Source organism: Clostridium lacusfryxellense, assembly GCF_018861735.1.
GTDB lineage: Bacteria > Bacillota > Clostridia > Clostridiales > Clostridiaceae > Clostridium_AD > Clostridium_AD lacusfryxellense.
On record NZ_JAHLEB010000049.1, the window covers coordinates 19,338 to 38,822 of the forward strand.

The following is a 19,485-nucleotide window of genomic DNA, read 5'->3' on the forward strand; positions in this document are numbered from 1 at the left end:
TGGTACTCCATGATTTCATTTTTTACTTTATTTCACTGCTTTAATTTTTGAGATTAAATCTTCAAAGCCAACACCATGTTTGTCATAAACTGGCTTCATTGCTGCTACCCATTTATCACGGTCAGTAAGTTTAATAATCTTTACACCTTCAGATTCTATTTTTTTAAGTACCTCTACTTCATTACTTAGGATTTTAGCTTTACTTTTTTCTTCCGCTTCATTCCAGCTATCCATAATTACTTTTTGTGCTTGTGGTTCAAGTTTATCCCAACTAATCTGTGAAAAAAGTACCACTAATGTATTATAAGTATGTTCGTCTAATGTAAGAGATTTAGCTACTTCATAATACTTACCACTATAATAACCAGCAATCGGTTGATCTGCACCATCAACAACCCCTGATTGCAATGCTGAATAAAGCTCAGAACTCGCTGTAGGCGTTGGGTTACCGCCAAGAGCACTTACCATGTCACTGTCCATCTGATAAGGCTGAACTCGGATTTTTAATCCTTTGACATCTTCGAACTTGCTAATTGGTTTCTTTGCGTTTGTAAAGAAGCTTCTAGCACCATCTTTAAAATATCCTATACCTTTTAACTTAAGTTTACTATTATTAAGTTTTTCTAGCATAGAATTACCAACTTCACCAGCTAGTACATTCCAACGATGATCAAAATCTCTAAAAATATAAGGTAATACTAAAGCACTCATTTCTTTTACTCCCATATCGACTAGACTTGCAGGTTGAGTCATACTCATATCAAGTGCTCCTAATTGAAGTGATTGTGTCATTTCTTTAACGCCACCAAGTTGCGATGATGGAAAAATTTGAATAACTACCTTACCATCTGTTTTTTTTGATACTCTATCTGCAAAGTCCTTCATGGTTTCTACAACTACACTTCCTTCTGCACTTGTTGAACCAAAACGTAAGGTTGTTTTTTTAAATTCAGTTGACGTAGCACTTTCTTTTGTTTTACTTGTGACATTTTCCTTTTGACCACATGCTGTTAGTAGTAGGACTGAAACCATTGTAATTAATAAAAGATGAGAAATTTTTTTAAATCTAGATTTCATACTTTTTTCCCCCTAAAAATTATTTGTGCTAACTTATGATATTATTTTATCATGCTTGTTTTTTCATGTAAACGATTAAAACTTGTCATTTATACAATTTAATTGTTATTATTTCTAGATATAAATACAAAAAGATATTTGTAAAGTTACACAAATATCTTTTTGTATTTAACCTCTTCTACTATACTCCTTAGGTAAAACTCCATAGTATTCACGAAATACTTTGCTAAAATAACTGGCATTTGGGTATCCTACTTCTTTGCAAACTTCAGATACATTTAGGTTACCTTGCCTAAACAGCAACTTAGCCTTTTCCATTTTATTTTTTATAACAAAGTCTTTAAAATTTATGCCTTCTGTTTTTTTAAAAATCTTGCTTAAGTGAAAGCTAGAGTATCCCACCTCTTCAGCAACACTTTCTAATGAAATATCATTTGCTAAATTAGCTTTCACATATTCCTTCACATGTTCAATTACTCTTGAGGTACTATCTATTTTATCAATTTCTAGTTCATTTATATATATAAATATAAACTGTTCAATAATATTAGCCATTTCAAGAGCTGTTTTAGCTTTTTCTATTTTAAAATCAATGGCGTTTTTTTCTTGTATGCTTTTACGACGACCTGTCAACTGGAATATGTAACGATCAATCCCCCTCCAAAGATAACTGAAATATGCTCTATTGCGCACAACATATTCTTTATTCATTTTATCTACCGTATCAGTTAAATTTATTAGAATCTGATGTAGTTGTTCACGTTGGTTTTTTAGAACGCATTCATTAAGCTCACTTTCTAATATATAAATATCCATAACATTTTTACTTTGAAGCCCTAGCTTAAGTTCAGCAGAGTTCATTTTTTCTTTTAGCCTTTGATATACCATCGGCAGTTCTCTAATATCATTAGTACTTTCACAGTAACTCTGAATATTTTTAGCTTTAATATTTGGTAACATGTCAAGCACACTTTCTGGTATTTTATATTCTTTATATCGCTTAGATCGACCTTCTACCTTAATACATACAATATCATGCTCTAATACATTACACATGACTCCAGGAAATTCACTCTCCATTTTACATTGGATTTCTATCCGCTTCTTTTCAGTAATTATTAGCTCCTTACTTATTCTAAACAAAATACATCGCAAAACATTATCATTCACACAAAAATATTCATTATAAAAATCATAGGACCAATCATCAAGAAATAGACCAACTACCATATAACATAATATTTCTTTTTTAAAATACTTATTTACATCAAATAACATTTTATTATTCTCATCGTTCTTTTCCATCTCGATTTGCTTTGTGGCAAGCTTATCATAAGAACGTTGTATTACTTCATATAGTTTTTGTGTATTATAAGGCTTTAATAAATAGTCTAGTACACCTGCTTTTATTGCTTGTTGAGCATAAGTAAATTCATTGTATGCAGTTAGCATAACTATATCAACATTTTTGTCTATTTCTCGAATTTTTTTAGCTGCCTCTAGTCCTGAAAGAATCGGCATTTCAATGTCCATAAATATGAGATCCGGTTTATGAGTTTTATATAGCAAAACTGCGTCAGCACCGTTATCTGTCTCATAGACCAATTTAATAGGTATATCAGCTCTGCTGATCAGTAATTTAATTGCCTCCCGTTCAAAAAATTCATCTTCTACAATTGCTATTTTAATCACATTTCACTTCCTTTCAGTGGAATTTCAATAATTACCATTGTTCCTTGGCTTAAAAGTCTTTCAAAAGAAATTAATCCCTTTCGTCCGAAGAAATACTCCATGCGCTGTAACACATTTTCAATTCCTATAGACTTTGATTGTCGACTTTTAGGAATTGGTTTGCCTTCACGTATGTATTTTAAGATAACTTCATCAATTCCGCGACCATTATCTTCAATACATATAAATACTGATCCTTTATTATTACCGTATACCCTTATTTTAATTCGTCCTCCACTTGTTACGCTTGCCATACCATGCATTATAGAGTTTTCAACTATAGGCTGCAAAATTAATGGCGGTATGAAAATTTGTTCTAATTTAAGTAACGGGTCTACTTCAAGTTTAAAACTTAGTTTCGTTCTAAAGCGTAATCGTTGTATTTGAATATACGATTCAAGGGCTCCTATTTCGTCTCCAAGGTTTGCCGATGCTGCTTCACTTCGCAAACTATATCTCATAATGTTAGAAATAGCTTCTACTAGTGTTATTGTCGCCTGGGAATCTTGAAGCAGTGCTGTACGACTAATTGTATTTAACGTATTAAATAAAAAATGTGGATTTATCTCCATTTGAAGTGCTAATAGCTTCGTTTCTTTAATAATTTTATCTTTTTCTGCATTATGGAGTTTTTCTAATATATAATTACGTTCGATTTCTGATTTTTCTGCGAGTACCTTAATATCATTTTTAATATTAAGTTTCATTGTGTTAAAAGCTACAATTACATTATTGATTTCATAGTAGTTGCTTTCTTCTATATCAGGTGCATACCAGTCTCCCTTTGCTAATACAAGTGCATTCTTTGAGACCTTATTCATATTTTTAAGCATATCACCACCACGGCGAAAAATCCAAATGCTAATTACAATGAAGGCAGTAAACAAAGAATAATTGCGCACTCGAATAATATTTTTAAAATTCTCAAGGACTTCTTTATAATGTAATCCACTATATGTAAGATAAGCAAGAGATAGTTTCTCCGACTGAAAAATAATAGCTACACATTGACTTTTAATACCTATCTGCGAATTATAAAAGGTATCAAAAACATTACTGTCAACATCCTCTTTTATTAAATGATTAATATTATCAATCATGTTTTTTGTGGTTCGAAGATAGAAGAGGTAATCTCTACTATCAATATCGTTTTCATTATCAATTTTTGCCATCATCTGTGAAACTTCACTTGCATACTCCTCATATCGTTTTAATCCATCATCATTATTGAAAATGTAATAATTTTCAAGTTGTTGAGAAATATTTTGAAATAAAATAGTTAAACGCGACAGTTTTGCACCTTGTTCCATAAATTTATCATACTCTTTAATAATTCTTTTTTCTTGAATTGCACCCATTGAAACTGAACCAGTAAACAACATTAGCATTAATATCCATAACATTATAAAACTTTTGGTAGATTTTATTTTTGTATGCATATGTTTAAACTCCTTTATTATAATATCCTTTTCCTTTTAAATATTAAAGAGGACTAAATCCTTATTTTTTAAATAAACTCTTCTTAACCTTTATTGTATGAGAGTTCCATAATTGTGTCTATAACCGAAACATAGCCTGTTTTAAACTAACATGAAGGAACTAGAGATTATTATTCATTTGCTTATCTTAATAAATTTTATTGAACCATTAAATAATTAATACATAAGTAGGAAAAAATTAAAACCCACAGTTAACTATAAAAAGTTACGTTGTGGGTTTTGATCTCCAATTTAAAAAACAAACACTATTTTTATATAGCTTCAAGCATCCTGTATTGACTCATATAAAGCTCATAATATTCACCTTTGACTTCCATGAGTTTATCATGACTTCCAGATTCAACTATTGACCCATGATTAATATACATTATTCTATCTGAATTTTTTATGGTAGAAAGCCTATGGGCTATTATAAAAGAAGTTCTTCCTTTTAAAAGTTCTTCAAGCCCCTTTTGTAAAAGCATTTCTGTTTTTGTATCTATACTTGAAGTTGCTTCATCTAATATTAAAATCTTTGGATCTGCTAGTAAAGCTCTTGCAAAAGATATTAACTGCCTTTGGCCAGCTGAAAGTCTTGAACCTCTTTCATGTACCTGAGTATTGTATCCTTCACTTAATGTAACTATAAAATCATGGGCTCTAACTGCCTTTGAAGCAGTCATAACCTGTTCATCCGTTGCATCAAGCTTGCCATACCTTATATTGTCCATTATAGTTCCTGAGAATATAAATGAATCCTGAAGCATTACACCCATCTGCCTTCTTAATGAGTTAAGTTTCACATCACGAACGCTAATTCCATCTACAAGCACCGCTCCACTTTCCAGGTCATAAAACCTACTTATAAGATTAATTATAGTTGTTTTCCCCGCGCCAGTTGGGCCCACTAGTGCAATAGACTCTCCTTGCCTCGCAATAAAACTTACATTACTTAATATTCTATGCCCATCATCATAACAGAAATTAACATTCTCAAATTCAACCTTGCCTTTTATTTCAGGCATTTCAATAGCTTCTGGTAAATCTTTAACGTTAGGCTTTTCATCCATAGTCTCAAATATTCTTTCCAAATAAGCCATATTATTTATAATTGAATTATAAGTGTTTGCAATATTATTTATTGGTCCCCAGAACCTTCCCACATATGCTATGAAAGCAATAAGTACACCTATTGTAATATCGCCACTTGCAATCCAAGCCACTCCCAAAATATATACTGCTACCACTACTAAATTACCAATATTATCAACAAAAGGTCCCATTAAAAATTGAATCTTAATGGCATGCATCCAAGATTTCCTATAATTATCACTGAGTTCATCAAATATTTTTAAGTTTTCTTTTTCTCTAGAAAAAGATTGAGTAACCTTCATACCACATATACTTTCATGAATATATGCATTTAAATTTGACGATTTACTACTTAGAACTTGAAATGCTTTTCTTTGCATTGTTTTAATTGCAAAAGCAGCTCCTGCAAGCACTGGAAGTCCAATAAGACCAATAAGTGTAAGTCTAACATCTATTAAAAACATAAAACCAATAATAACAAACAAAGTAAAACTGTCAGTAATTAAATTAATGATACCATTTGATAAAAGATCACTTAAAGAATTCACATAATTAACTACCCTTACTAATATCTTACCATGTGGCCTACTGTCATAATAACTAAATGGAAGTTCTTGCAAATGATTAAATAAATCTTTTCTTATATTTAGAATTGCACTCTGTCCCATATCCGTCATAAATTTTATTTTAATATTTAAACAAAGTCCATTTATAATAACCGTTACAAAATATATTAAACTTAATATTACAAGTCCTGTTATATCTTTATTAGGTATCTTACTATCCAGTGCTACCTTAATAAGATACGGTCCAATAAGGTTTGCAACTGATGCTATTAGCATAATCACTATAGTTATACCCATTTTCTTCTTATATGGAGTAACATATTTCATAAGTCTTTTAACGTGCTGCATATTAAATTCTGATTCTAATTTTTCGTCTACATCATATTTATTTCTAGCCATTTTTAAACTACCTCCTTTCCTTTTCCTTTTCGATCATCAAAATTTCCAAACTGATTTATATACACATTATAATACTCGCCTCTCTTGGTGAGCAATTCGCTATGAGTTCCTCTTTCTACAATTCTTCCATTATTAAGTACTAATATCATATCTGCATTTTTTACTGAAGATATTCTATGTGCAATAATGAATGTAGTTTTATCTTTAAAATATTTGTCCAGTGAATGCCTTATATTATTCTCAGTTTGTATATCAAGGCTTGAAGTAGTGTCATCAAGTATAATTATGGATGGGTTTTTTAGTAGAGCTCTAGCAAGCGAAATTCTTTGCTTTTGTCCACCAGATAATCCCACTCCTCGTTCTCCAACAATGGTATCATAACCCTCTTCCATTTTGTTTATGAAATCATCTGCACCTGCAATACTTGCTGCCCATCTTACTTCATCCATAGATGCTGTGGGTAACCCATAGGCTATGTTTCCTTCGATAGTATCAGAGAATAGGAATATATCTTGCATAGCTACTGCTATGTTTTTGCGTAATCTTCTCAAATTAAAATCTTTTATATCATAACCATCAACAAATATTTCTCCTTCTGTACATTCATAAAACCTACAAAGTAAACTTACAAAAGTAGATTTACCTGAACCCGTATGTCCTATAATTGCAATAGTTTGACCTGGACTTACTTTCAGATTTATATCCTCAAGTACTGCTTCATCCCCATAATTAAAGTTTACATTTTTAAACTCTATATTACCCTTTATCCTGTCTTCTTGAACTTGATGTTTTGAATTTTTAATTTTAGGCTGAGTATTCATAAGTTCCATTATCTTTTCACCAGATGCCGAAAATCTTTGTATATCATTAATTAACCAACCAGCCATTCTCATTGGATTATTAATTGTAAATATTAAGGCATTAAAGGTAACTAAATCACCTATTGTAATACTTTTGTTAATTACCATAATGCCACCTACTAGAATAAGTACTATATTAAGACTTATAGACAAAGAATCTATAATTGGAAGGTACTTTCCCCATACTTTTGCAGAATCGATGTTTCTTTTTCTAAATTCAGCATTTTCTTTCCCGAATTTTTTAATTTCGAATTCTTCCTTAGCAAAAGCTTTTACTACCCTATTACCACTTATGTTTTCCTGTGCTACAGAGTTAAGCCTTGAAAACTGCTGCCTTACATTGAAAAATGTTGGTTTTACTTCTATTGCCAGCTTTCTTGCAAAATATGCTATTGGCGGTGTAAACAAAAGTAAAATCAATGTAAGCTTATAATTTATTGAAAACATAATTCCTATACCAAATAAAAATATAAATGAGTTCTCTATAACGTTATACCCTACCCATGCAAGAAAGTGTCTAACTGCATCAATATCCCCTGTCATTTTATTCATTATATCTCCAGTACTAGTTTTATCGAAAAAATCAAAATCTAATTTCTGAAGATTACTATAAATATCGTTTCTAATATCGAATATAGAATTCTGGGACATCTTTTCTAATAATATTAAAAAAGTATATCTCAATATAGACCTAAGCAATATTACTGCTGAGATAAACGCCAACATTGGAAACAATATATTCCTCTGTTTTCCCATAATAACTTTATCTACAATTGTTCCAGACAAATATGGTGCTACCATGTTCATAGCCGAACATATAATTACTAATATAAACCCTACTATTATCTTACCCTTGTATTTTGTTGCATACTTCCATACCCATCTAAATGCCATAATTACCACCCCATAATTTTTTTCTCTATACTATTATCATGTATATACCTAAATAATAAAATGTAGTTTTCACTCTAATACAATGTTTATTCTTATATTTATGAATAAAAAAGTTTCTTATTTAGATAAAATAGGCATTTATAATAGTTTGATTAATTATAAGTAAAGACTTATAATTAGTTTGTATTATAGAATAATTTTACAGGGGTAGATTATGTGTAATTTAAAAATCGATTTAGATGATTTCAACCCAAAAATGTTATATACCTTCATAAAAAAATTCAATGATGGAAGTGACGTAACCTATCATTGCCACGATTTTCTGTCCATTATATATGTTCTATCAGGCACATGTACCTACAATATCAGTGGTGTTCCACATATTGTTAAAAAAGGAGATTTACTTGTTTTAAACCCTCACTTGTACCATGGAAAAGTTCTCCCTAATGGTAGTGAAATCCATGAATTCCACGTTGGCTATGAAAACCTTCACATAAAAGGGCTTTTGCCTAATCATTTTCTTGAAGATCATGTATCACCAATTATTAATGTAATAAATTATGAAAATGAACTTCTTAGATTTTGCTCAGACGTTATCTCGGAGCAGAGCAAAAACCAACCTGCCCTAAAGTTGTCTCTAAAAGCTCTAGGTCTTAAACTTCTATCACTTCTCTTTAACGCAACTTTTGAAAGTACTACTCTAAAACGTAAAGGGATATTAAATCTCGAAAGTTATGATAATACTACAATAGTTAATACGGTTATAGAATTTATAAACGAAAATTTTATGCACAATCTTTCTTTAGATGTAATATCGCAAAATATGTATCTTAGCCCTGCTTATATTTCTAAACTTTTTAAAGAAAGCACAGGTAATTCACCTATAAACTACTTAATAAAACTTAGATTATCAAAAGCTAAAGAATCATTAGAGAGTGGAGATCAATCAATAAAAAAAATTGCTTTATCTGTTGGTTATCCTGATGTATATCACTTTAGCAAACTTTTCAAAAAATATTATGGTTGTCCTCCGTCTAAGTTAAAACATAAATCAAATAGTAGCCAACTTATAAAATTAAATCCCTAGATTAAAATCTAAGGATTTAATTCTTTCTCACATCAGTTGGACTCACACCATATAATCTTTTAAACGCCCTCCTAAATGACTGTGCACTATTATACCCAACCTTTTGCGCGATTTCATTGATGCTTAACCTTTGACCTTTTAAAAGAATATTTGCGTTATTAAGTCTTATCTTTTCTAGGTAATCTGTAAAATTTATATCTGTTTGCTCTTTAAAAAGGTGAGAAAAATAGCCTTCACTTAAATTAAATTCTGAAGATACTTTATAAAGGCATAAATTACTATCCATATAATTTGATTCAATATATCTTTTTATTCTATTCATTAAAATTAAATTAGAATTACCTTTTTGTATTAATATTAAATCGCATAAACAATAATAGGCATTCGTCACTAATTTAAAATTAACATCATAAGAGTTGTCAGAATTTACTGCTCTTAAAATATCATTAATATCGTTAGTACTTTTTATAACTTATTATCGTTTATATTTTCAACATCTTGGAAATCAGGCAATGTTTTCCTAAGTGTACTTTTTAGTTCTTTTACAACATCATAGTTTCTGCATGAATTTAAGCTTCTGGCCTCAAAATTTTCATGATAGATGAAGTCTAAAAGTTTTTGTACTTGAACTTTATCTCCTACTTTTGTATGATTCAATAACTTTTGCTCAAGATCTAGTGGATAATAATAATTTTCACTTTCTACTTCAACATTATGAGACCAAACAATCGAATATTTATTATCTATATTGTCTAAAGCATGTCCAGCTTGTTCAAAAGAATGCCAAAGCTCCAAAGGATTTGAATATGGCTCTCCTCCAGAAGCATCAACTTTTAAATTAATAGTTTCTACAAGTTCCCTTTTTACTTCCGATACTATATTTTCTATTTCACTATAAAAAACTTCTGTATCATTTATTTCTGAATTTAATATAATAGCTATTGTTTGCTGATCTGTATCGTGAAAAAACACATTTCCTACAAAATATTTTGTAAGCACTCCTCTGATAAATATTTAGAAGCATGCTTTAATTTTTTTTATTATCGTCGTTAATGATATCAATTTCTATATTTTCTTTTAATTTACTACCACTTAAATTAAATAGAATCATAAAAAAAATAAAGGAATTAGCTATAAAATGCTAATTCCTTTATTTTTTTACTATTTATTTTTCATATCTATCGAATCTTCTGATTTCTCATCAATAATGTTACTTTTATATTTATTTTATTATTTTTATATATTAAAGTTAATGTCGTGAAATTATAATTTCCATAGGTAGTAATTTAATTAGATCATACCTTCCATTTTTTGTTGATGGATAAAATAGAAACTAAAAAATATGGAGGATTTTAAGTATTACAATTATGACAACCACGCCGCCAATTAATGCTAGCATATATTTCACACTCCTTTTTATCTTTGAATTATAATCTATATCATGTACTTTACTTCCAATCAGTGATACCTTTTGTAACAATGTTCTTCCCAATGATAAAACCGTAACTAGGGAACATTTGTGTATCAATTGATTGCTACACAAGTGTTTATTTTTATTAATAACTCTTTCTTTTTCTTAAGCCAACGACTCCTACTATTTACAAATTTTAATTTAAAAGGGACAAAAATTAAAATTTGTAAGTATTAAGCGGTTTCATATCCGTTAAAAGATTCCTTATGAGTTAGCATAACACACTTGCGAGAAATATGTCGAATTTATTCATTAATAGTCATTAAATGTGTTCTGGGTTTAGTATTTATACTAATATAATTAAATTCGCAAATAAAATGGAATATTACTTAAATTTAATTGTAGCTAGACATTTGTACAAAATTCTCCCTAAGTCAATTAGAGTCCTTATATACTCTATACCACCACAATAAGATTCAAACAAATTGTAAAATCATGCATAAAAGGTGTATATATTCTCAATTAGACACCTTTTAATTTATTTAAATAATAATAGCATGTGTAGAAGGGGCATACAACATAATAAACGTTATCTTGAATGTACTAGCGTAAAGATGTGATCTCCGATGTGATACTAAGTCCTGTAAAAATAATATAGCCTATAAAGTAGACTTTTCAAAAGTGTCTATTTTATAGGCTACATTAGATTTATATTTAATTAAAGGGGGCTCTAATTAAAAAAATCAATTATCAATTACTATATATTTATCATAACATACAGCCCCATTTATTACTCTTGGTGATTGTCACAATAAAATATATAATTTATGTTGCTATATATAAAAGAAATAGAAAATTAAATATACATGCCATAGGGAGTGTGAGTGTTTTAAAACAATGATAATTTATAAAAGGTATTAAACTTCATGCCCAATAGTTAAGTACCATTAAAGAAGAATTAAAATCATTGAAAGAGCCTCAAATATATTACCCCTACAATATAACCTTTATTAGTTTAACCGCTTGCGATACAGTTTAAAGCCATTTAATGAGTAAACATATAAAGTAAATAACTCAAAGTAATTGTATGAGTCTGCTTAACGTTTTATTTACTACTAATAAACTTACTTGGTGACATGTTTCTGCACATGCTAGTTACAAGGTTAGAGTATATTTAAATCGCTATTTTGATTAGTTTTAATCCTTAGCGTATAATTTCCGCGTAGACTACTTTTATGCATTATTTGTAACTTTATACAGTATAAATTTCCCCAATAAGAACATAATAGAATTATTATACTATACTAGCGTAAAATTATATAATATTATTACAAAATAAAAAACATATTCTTTTTGACGAGAGAGAGCTATGTTTTTTGTTTTATTGCTAGTAAATCTTGTTCTGTTTTTAATATTAATCTATATAATATCATCAATTCGCTAGTAATTGCTATTTTTTTAAACCTTCTAACTTCATTACTAACCTTTGACAGTAAAAAACACCCTTTCGGATGTCTTTCTAAATCTTACAATTAATATTATCTAAAACCTCTTTATGTTTTAAATTTTTTAAATGGCTTTGTTCATATATTAATTGCGTTTGCTTTATTATTTTGTTTTTATCTAGTGCTCTTAAAGTTCTTAACGTCAATTCGATAAATGTTACTATTATGATAGAATAACATACATTGGAAATGAATGTGTAATATATTATACTGATAATGGATTACGGATTCAAATGGTTACACACGGTCTTGAAGTGAAAAGCATGTTAAGCGATATATCGCATTAACATTCAATCCCATGTTCTTCTTTTAATAAATTTTCAAGTCGATTTCCTTCATTGCTATATAATATTGCATCATCTAAACATTCAATATCATTATTATTTAATTTGTATAATTCAACTCCTAATTCAGATAATAGATTATTTTTATATATTTCAAGTTTAATTTCATAAATTGTATTCATAATAAATAGTTCCTCCTCTATCTTACACATTCAATATATTAATTTATCAGACAAACTTATATCTTTATTAGTTTCTATTATTTCTTGTGGTTTTATACCTTTATTTCTGCAATTTATTTTTCACATAATAAATCGTGTTAGCTATATTTTGTTTTTTAGGTCCTTTTAATTTGGCATGCACCTAAAAAAATGAAAAAGAACTAGTTAAATAAATTAACACTAATTCTTTTTCATTTTATATATTTATATTTAATTAAAGGGGGACTTTAATTAAGTTGCCCTTAGGGTTACCCTTATTAAACAATAAATCCTGTAGATCTGACTTTGTTACTATACCCGGTGATTTTTCCCAATCCCATTTTTTTATTACAGGAGCTACTTTAAATCTTTCTCTCAATCTAGTTTTATCTCCTGCCATTTCAACTAAATTTTTAATATTAGTAGGAGATTTTTTGTTAATTTTATGTTTTATTGAGATATATAAACACCTACCTCTTCTTCTCAAAATTCTATAGGAAATATAGAATTAAATTTATTATATTACATATCTTGGAATATAGCAATCGTTTTCGCTTTCTATCTATGACAAAATAAAAAATAAGAGTGAAAGAATAGACCCTAGCAAATTTGCTAGGGTCTATTCTTTCACTCTTATTTTTTATTATAAATTCTTTTCGTAAGCCTCAACCACTTTTTTTACCATTTGTCCGCCTACAGAGCCATTCTCTCTTGAAGTTAAATCTCCATTGTAACCTTCTTTTAAATTTACGCCTACTTCTTTAGCAGCTTCCATTTTAAATTTGTTTAATCCAGCCTTAGCCTCTGGAACTAATACTCTACTTCTTGTCATATAAATTGCCTCCTTTTTAATTAATATTTTAATATAATTTCATTTGATATTATTATGTACATAGTTATAAACAGTATTCGTAGTAGTTTATGGATATTTTAATATAATAAAATAAAAAAGAAGTATTATGTTAAACGTATATAAGTAATTTTTTATCAAAAACAGTATGGAAGAATCAAAAGCAAAAGTAATCATTGCTGATGACAATAAAGATTTTTGTAATATTCTTAAGGATTATCTATTAATGCAAACGGATATTGTTGTAACTGGTATCGCAGAGAATGGAGTAGAAGCACTAAAGTTAATTGAAAAAGAAAAACCTGATCTAATAGTACTTGATATAATTATGCCTATTCTTGATGGTTTGGAGGTTCTAGAAAGGCTAAATGAAATGGAGCTAGATTCTAGGCCACGTATAATAGTTTTATCAGCAGTTGGTCATGAAAAGATAACTCGAAGAGCTATATCGCTAGGAGCAGATTATTATGTTCTAAAACCTTTTAACATGGAAGTATTTATTAGAAGAATAAGACAGATGTTAAATTGTACTATATGTAGTGGTGATGAGAAGAAACCAATTACTAGTTTCGATAATCATGAAGTCAAAATAAATAATAGTAAATCAGTTGATATGATTGCTCAAATAACGAATATTATGCATGAGATTGGAGTGCCTGCTCATATAAAAGGTTATATGTATTTAAGGGAATCAATAAATGAGGTGCTAAATGATAATGAACTATTATCAGCAGTAACAAAAGAATTATATCCATTAATAGGTGAAAAATTCAATACTACTGCTAGTAAAGTAGAAAGAGGAATAAGACATGCAATCGAGGTTGCATGGAGTAGAGGTCAAGTAGATACTATTGATAAAATTTTTGGTTATTCTAGTAAAAATAAAAATGGCAAGCCTAGTAATTCAGAATTTATAGCAATGGTTACTGACAAGTTAAGATTAGAAAATAGGGTTAGTTAGTTAGTTATATTGAGTAAAAAATTTGTTTCAGCAACATTTTTAACTATATTTTTTGAATAAGAGGATTTTATAATGCTTTGTATAATTTACATATAATGGTTAAAAATATGTAGAGGAGATTACAGCTATGGATAAGTCTAAAATAAACATACTAATAGTTGATAACAACAAAGAATTTTGTAATATTCTTAATGAGTATATATCGAATCAAAAGGATATGATTGTTACTGGCATTGCAGAAAATGGAGTAGAAGCATTAAACTTGGTTAAAGAAAAGAAACCTGATTTAATAATACTTGATATAATTATGCCTCTTCTTGATGGGTTGGGAGTTTTAGAGCGGCTAAATAAAATGAACCTAAATCCAATTCCTCATGTAATAGTTCTATCATCAATTGGTTTAGAAAAAATAATTCAAAGAGCGCTATTACTAGGAGCAGATTATTATATTGTAAAGCCTTTTGAGCTGGTAACCTTTATGAATAGAATAAGGCAATGCATGTGTGATGTAGAAAAACCGCCGTATACAAAGATTGTAAGTACAATATCATAAAAAAATTGATGCTATACTATAAAAATTTAAAAAAATAGCCACCCTCTTTAGGAGAATGGCTATTAACTATCGCTTACTTTTATGTACGCTATAATATATTTTATGCAATACTCATTAAACATGTTCCACAGTTATTCACTATAAGAATAATAATGCAGGTTACTAATGAATTGGAGTATCGAGAAAGAAAATTTAATGAGTGTATTTAAAAAAATATTTACTTCATAAATGTTTGGTGGGTACTTAAATTACCGCCAAATTCTTATGTTCTATAGCTTGTGGTGGCTGTTCGAACCATTCATTTTCAATCATAATATCCGCACCGTCTTTTATAAATTTCATAACTTCAGGTGTAATTCGCAGGAACTTCGTTTGAATATCAGTTCTTAATGCCTCTGCCACTGCCATACCATCATTCGCTATTGAAATGGTACCTAATGCAACAATCTTAAACATCATTAGCTTTTCTGAATAAGGTGAAACTGTAGAATCAGTTTAATGGTTACTTAATGATATTTATTATCAAAAGATAATTCAATAGCATATTTATAATACATTTAATATCTTCCATTTAATATAAATCATAAGAACTTATAGAAAATTGGTATATTTTTTTACAAAAGCTCCTTTGTTGAATGTTAAATATATAGTTTATATAATAAACTATATTAGTAATTATAAAATATATTGGTGATGTAAATTGATTAAAGACAATAATGAAAATGTTAAACTATATAATGATTATGAAAAGAATTTTTCTATAATTGATGGAACATTAAAAGATTGTCCTGATATTATAAGACGAAAGGTTATTTTAAAGACAGGAAAAAAAGGTTGCTTCTTTTTTATTCAAGGATTGTGTGATATCGACCTTTTTCAAAGGGATTTTATGATGCCTTTACTTGATTTAGAAAAATTAGATCCTGATGACATTAAAGCTATACCATATAAACTTCCTGTAGCAGGATTAACATTTCCTTTAGTAATTGACAGCTTAATACTAGATATAATGGCTGGAAATACAGTATTTATAGGTGAGGGCTTAAATTGTGGAATTTCATGTACATTAAAAAAATATGAAAAAAGAGACATAAAAGAGCCAGATGGAGAAAAAAGTATAAGAGGAGACCATGATGGTTTTATTGAGGACATGGCAACTAATATAGCTACTATACGACGAAAATTAAAAACTCCCAATCTAAAATTTAAGGATTTTACTATTGGCAGCATGTCACATCAAACAATTTCTGTAGCGTACCTTGAAAATCTTGCTAACCCTAACTTGCTACAAATTATTTCTGACAAAATCAATCAAATTGATACCGACAGTTTAATAGCAATTGGATATTTAGAACAAATTATTGCAGACCATCCAAATTCTATTTTTCCTCAATTCCTAGCAACAGAAAGACCGGACAAAGCCATAGCGGGATTACTTGAAGGAAAATTTGTAATAATGCTTCAAGAAACTTCATTTGTAATGATAGCACCGGTAACTTTTCACGCATTTACTCAAGCGCCAGAAGATTATTCAACTCATTGGGTAGGAGCAAGTTACCTACGTTTGCTTCGAACGGTAGGATTATTAATAGCATTATTTCTTCCAGGAATATATATTGCGTTACTTAGTTATCATTATTACATGATACCATTACCTTTACTAGTCTCACTTGCACAATCCAGAACAAAGGTACCATTCCCTCCTGTTATAGAAGCATTTTTGATAGAATTTATGATAGAGACTGTAAGGGAAGCTTCGATTAGACTTCCATCTTTTATCACAGCCTCTGTAAGTATAGTTGGAGGCCTTGTAATAGGGCAAACCGCTATACAAGCAGGCGTTGCAAGTGATCTAATGGTAATAATAATTGCAGCTTCTGCCATCGCCGGGTTTACTATGCCTACTTATGATTTGGGGATTTCTATTAGACTCGTTAAATATATAGTTATGATATGCGCAGCAATATTTGGTATTTTGGGAGTAGTAATTCCAATGGTGACATTAGTAGCGCACTTATTAGTATTAGATTCTCTGGGAGAACCTTATTTTCAGCCTATAGCACCTTTTAAGGTTGGTGATTTAAAAGATACATATATTAGGGCGCCAATCAAATATTTAAAGAAAAGGCCTGATATAGCCAAACCTAAGGATAAAGAAAGAGGTAACAAAAATGGATAGTAAGCAAAATCAGATTACACCTGGTCAATTAATTGAATTTATTGTATCGATTCAAATAGGTGTAGGAGCTCTAACCATGCCTGCTGATTTAGCCAGAACTTGTGGCCATGATGGTTGGATTTCAATACTTATATATGGCACAACAATAACTGCTGTGATTTCAATAATTATAAAGCTTATGAATAGATATAACAATAAATCAATATACGAAATAAATAAGTTGCTATATGGGAAGTACTTAGCTGGATTTTTAAATTTACTTATAGTTTTATATTTATGGTACAGCACATGCTTAATTTTAAGAAGTTATACAAATGTAGTACATGTACATCTATTAAGATCAACTCCGTCATTAGTATTATGTATTTTTATTATAATACCTACCTACTACTTATCCTGGTACGGAATAAAATATGTAGCCAGATTTTCACTTTCGATATATCTTTCTATAAGTTTTGCCTGTATTTTATTTTTCCTTGTATTTAAAGATTTAAGATTTAGCTTTTTAATGCCCATTGGTCAAGGAGGTATAAAATGTATAAAAGATAGTTTTAGTCCCTGCGTGTTTGCATTCCTAGGGTATGAAGTAATTTCAATTATATATCCAGAGATAACAAACAAAAAAAAGGCTATGAAATATGCTATAAGTGCAAATTTAATTACCACTATATTTTGTATCCTTCTTGTTCTTGTTGTCACGTCTTTCTTTGGCGAGGAATTTCTAAAAAAAAGTTTGTATCCAACATTTACACTGGCAAGATCATATAGAGCACCCATAATTGAGAGAATGGATATACTATTTATAGCTATGTGGATACCAGTAATGGCTATGACTACTAGAGGATACTTTTGTGTAACATATTATAGTATAAATAAATTACTAAATCTAAAGAAAAAAGGTATATATTTATTTATGTTTACAGCAATAACAATATTTCTAAGTAATATACCCAAAAGTCTCTCGCAAATTGATAAGTACAGTAAGGTTATGTTGGTATCAGGTACCGCATTTTCAATATTTTTAGTTGTATGTTACTTGTTTTCCTTCATAAGAAAAAGGGGAGTGAAGCCATTTGTATAAAAAGTTAATTAAATTAACTATATTATTAATTATCATTCCCTTTACATTTTGTGGTTGCTGGGATCAAGTACTTGTAGAAAAAACAGGGTTTATGACCATTGTAGGCATAGAACCGGCTGCCCAAGGAAATTTAAACCTTACCTATGCTATGCCGGTAGTTGACGAAGATATTGCTGCAGCTAAAACAGAGTTATTTGATATTCAGTCTAATTTAACAAGGATAGCTAGGGACAATGTAAATAGAAGGTCAGCAAAAAATATGCTTGCAGGCAAAATTCAGCTTGTTTTATTCTCTAAAGAATTTGCTGGTCAAGGTCGTATACATGATGTTAATTCAATATTTGAGAGGGATCCTTCAGATGCAATCCTTGCCTGGGTTGTGGTTGTTGATGGGAGCCCTAGAAGTTTAATGCACCAAGCAAAAGATAATTTTATTGATAAGCCTAGACAAGCCTTTTATATAAGTGATCTTCTTGAACGTGCGGTTAAAACTGGAAGTACCAATGAATCAAGAATTTTTAGTTATGACTTAATAAGTGTGGCTCCAGGCATTGATAACATAGCTCCACTAATAAAGGTTGTTGACAAATCTGTTGAGGTTGAAGGGTCAGCCTTATTTTCGGATAAAAATATGGTTGGTACAATAAATGCACAAGAAAATGGACTTTTAATGGCAATGATGAAAACTCTAAAAAATAAAAACTTTACTTACAATGCTGGTATACCCTCTGGAATTGATGAAACTTATTCTGAAAAACAAAGCGCAGCTATTCAACTTAGTCAAAATAGTAAAAAAATAAGCATTTCCATTAAAAATAATAAACCTATAGTAGATATTTATTTAGATTTTTCTGGATATGCAGATGAATATAAATGGGATAATTTAAATGATGAAAAAGAAGTAAAAAAATTAAATGATCATGTACAGCAGCAAATACAACAAGACTGTCAAAAATTGATTGATTATATGCAAAAAATAAAAAGTGATCCTATAGGTATAGGCGATATGATAAGGGCAAAGAATAACAGCTACTTTTAAAAAGTAGATTGGCATAAAGCATATAAGGGATCAACAATAAATGTCCATGTTAAATTTAATTTAATTGAATATGGAGATATACAATAATTAATGAAACATTATAAATAATATTTTAGTTTATATATAAAAAGACCAGCTAGTTAAAGTCAACTATTTAATTTAAATTTATTTTAGTTATTTACATTAATTTTAGGCTCAGCAAATAGACCATTTCGAAACACGAATGATGGTAAAAAAA

Annotated in this window: 15 protein-coding genes and 2 pseudogenes; 6 read left to right on the forward strand and 11 right to left on the reverse strand. The window is 29.4% G+C overall.

What is annotated here, in order from left to right; all coding sequences use genetic code 11:
• Positions 1 to 27 precede the first annotated feature (27 nt).
• The 5 genes from KPL55_RS20295 to KPL55_RS20315 all read right to left on the reverse strand — a co-directional run bounded on the left by KPL55_RS20295 (position 28) and on the right by KPL55_RS20315 (position 8,100).
• Positions 28 to 1,077: a TRAP transporter substrate-binding protein gene (locus KPL55_RS20295; RefSeq protein ID WP_216308578.1), complete on the reverse strand. Its 1,050-nt coding sequence runs from the start codon at positions 1,075 to 1,077 to the stop codon at positions 28 to 30.
• A gap of 168 nt (positions 1,078 to 1,245) precedes the next feature.
• Positions 1,246 to 2,769, reverse strand: a complete 1,524-nt coding sequence (locus tag KPL55_RS26625; RefSeq protein WP_216308579.1) for a response regulator — start codon at positions 2,767 to 2,769, stop codon at positions 1,246 to 1,248.
• A complete protein-coding gene (locus KPL55_RS20305; protein ID WP_216308580.1) occupies positions 2,766 to 4,247 on the reverse strand; it encodes a sensor histidine kinase in 1,482 nt (493 codons plus the stop codon). Before KPL55_RS20305 ends, KPL55_RS26625 begins: the two co-directional genes overlap by 4 nt.
• Positions 4,248 to 4,558: 311 nt before the next feature.
• On the reverse strand, positions 4,559 to 6,343 hold the full coding sequence (locus tag KPL55_RS20310; RefSeq protein WP_216308581.1) for an ABC transporter ATP-binding protein: 1,785 nt from the start codon (positions 6,341 to 6,343) through the stop codon (positions 4,559 to 4,561).
• A 2-nt stretch (positions 6,344 to 6,345) separates the two neighbouring features.
• Positions 6,346 to 8,100, reverse strand: coding sequence for an ABC transporter ATP-binding protein (locus KPL55_RS20315; protein WP_216308594.1), 1,755 nt, complete (start codon positions 8,098 to 8,100; stop codon positions 6,346 to 6,348).
• A 211-nt stretch (positions 8,101 to 8,311) separates the two neighbouring features.
• Here KPL55_RS20315 and KPL55_RS20320 point away from each other — a divergent pair, with 211 nt between their 5' ends.
• Positions 8,312 to 9,184: an AraC family transcriptional regulator gene (locus KPL55_RS20320; protein ID WP_216308582.1), complete on the forward strand. Its 873-nt coding sequence runs from the start codon at positions 8,312 to 8,314 to the stop codon at positions 9,182 to 9,184.
• A gap of 16 nt (positions 9,185 to 9,200) precedes the next feature.
• Here the strand turns inward: KPL55_RS20320 and KPL55_RS20325 are convergent, their stop codons facing one another.
• From KPL55_RS20325 to KPL55_RS20345, 5 genes are all read right to left on the reverse strand, one after another.
• Complete coding sequence (locus tag KPL55_RS20325; RefSeq protein ID WP_216308583.1) at positions 9,201 to 9,506, reverse strand: helix-turn-helix domain-containing protein; 306 nt, start codon at positions 9,504 to 9,506, stop codon at positions 9,201 to 9,203.
• A 143-nt stretch (positions 9,507 to 9,649) separates the two neighbouring features.
• Positions 9,650 to 10,156, reverse strand: a complete 507-nt coding sequence (locus KPL55_RS20330; RefSeq protein ID WP_216308584.1) for a hypothetical protein — start codon at positions 10,154 to 10,156, stop codon at positions 9,650 to 9,652.
• A 2,227-nt stretch (positions 10,157 to 12,383) separates the two neighbouring features.
• Positions 12,384 to 12,566, reverse strand: a complete 183-nt coding sequence (locus tag KPL55_RS20335; RefSeq protein WP_216308585.1) for a hypothetical protein — start codon at positions 12,564 to 12,566, stop codon at positions 12,384 to 12,386.
• 253 nt (positions 12,567 to 12,819) lie between these two features.
• Positions 12,820 to 13,071 (reverse strand): hypothetical protein, encoded by a 252-nt coding sequence (locus KPL55_RS20340; protein ID WP_216308586.1) that lies wholly within the window; start codon positions 13,069 to 13,071, stop codon positions 12,820 to 12,822.
• 156 nt (positions 13,072 to 13,227) lie between these two features.
• A complete protein-coding gene (locus tag KPL55_RS20345) occupies positions 13,228 to 13,416 on the reverse strand; it encodes an alpha/beta-type small acid-soluble spore protein (RefSeq protein WP_216308587.1) in 189 nt (62 codons plus the stop codon).
• 166 nt (positions 13,417 to 13,582) lie between these two features.
• Here KPL55_RS20345 and spo0A point away from each other — a divergent pair, with 166 nt between their 5' ends.
• A complete protein-coding gene (gene spo0A / locus KPL55_RS20350; RefSeq protein WP_216308588.1) occupies positions 13,583 to 14,395 on the forward strand; it encodes a sporulation transcription factor Spo0A in 813 nt (270 codons plus the stop codon).
• Between the two features lie 127 nt (positions 14,396 to 14,522).
• A pseudogene (locus tag KPL55_RS20355) lies at positions 14,523 to 14,891 on the forward strand (response regulator); the annotation flags it as partial.
• Between the two features lie 300 nt (positions 14,892 to 15,191).
• Here KPL55_RS20355 and KPL55_RS20360 read toward each other — a convergent pair.
• Positions 15,192 to 15,431: pseudogene (locus KPL55_RS20360) on the reverse strand (DUF3231 family protein); the annotation flags it as partial.
• A gap of 217 nt (positions 15,432 to 15,648) precedes the next feature.
• Here KPL55_RS20360 and KPL55_RS20365 point away from each other — a divergent pair.
• Genes KPL55_RS20365 through KPL55_RS20375 form a run of 3 tightly spaced genes read left to right on the forward strand, consistent with a single transcriptional unit; the run spans position 15,649 to position 19,247 of the window.
• Entirely contained in the window at positions 15,649 to 17,127 is a 1,479-nt protein-coding gene (locus KPL55_RS20365) for a spore germination protein (RefSeq protein WP_216308591.1), read from the forward strand.
• Positions 17,120 to 18,208 (forward strand): GerAB/ArcD/ProY family transporter, encoded by a 1,089-nt coding sequence (locus tag KPL55_RS20370; RefSeq protein WP_216308592.1) that lies wholly within the window; start codon positions 17,120 to 17,122, stop codon positions 18,206 to 18,208. The genes KPL55_RS20365 and KPL55_RS20370 overlap by 8 nt, the downstream gene beginning before the upstream one ends.
• A complete protein-coding gene (locus KPL55_RS20375) occupies positions 18,201 to 19,247 on the forward strand; it encodes a Ger(x)C family spore germination protein (protein WP_216308593.1) in 1,047 nt (348 codons plus the stop codon). Before KPL55_RS20370 ends, KPL55_RS20375 begins: the two co-directional genes overlap by 8 nt.
• The last annotated feature ends 238 nt before the right edge of the window (positions 19,248 to 19,485 follow it).

Coding starts and splice junctions, on each gene's coding strand:
- KPL55_RS20295 (WP_216308578.1), bottom strand. CDS start 1,077: ATGAAATCTAGATTTAAAAAAATTTCTCATCTTTTATTAATTACAATG.
- KPL55_RS20305 (WP_216308580.1), bottom strand. CDS start 4,247: ATGCATACAAAAATAAAATCTACCAAAAGTTTTATAATGTTATGGATA.
- KPL55_RS20310 (WP_216308581.1), bottom strand. CDS start 6,343: ATGGCTAGAAATAAATATGATGTAGACGAAAAATTAGAATCAGAATTT.
- KPL55_RS20320 (WP_216308582.1), top strand. CDS start 8,312: ATGTGTAATTTAAAAATCGATTTAGATGATTTCAACCCAAAAATGTTA.
- KPL55_RS20325 (WP_216308583.1), bottom strand. CDS start 9,506: ATGAATAGAATAAAAAGATATATTGAATCAAATTATATGGATAGTAAT.
- KPL55_RS20335 (WP_216308585.1), bottom strand. CDS start 12,566: ATGAATACAATTTATGAAATTAAACTTGAAATATATAAAAATAATCTA.
- KPL55_RS20345 (WP_216308587.1), bottom strand. CDS start 13,416: ATGACAAGAAGTAGAGTATTAGTTCCAGAGGCTAAGGCTGGATTAAAC.
- spo0A (WP_216308588.1), top strand. CDS start 13,583: ATGGAAGAATCAAAAGCAAAAGTAATCATTGCTGATGACAATAAAGAT.
- KPL55_RS20370 (WP_216308592.1), top strand. CDS start 17,120: ATGGATAGTAAGCAAAATCAGATTACACCTGGTCAATTAATTGAATTT.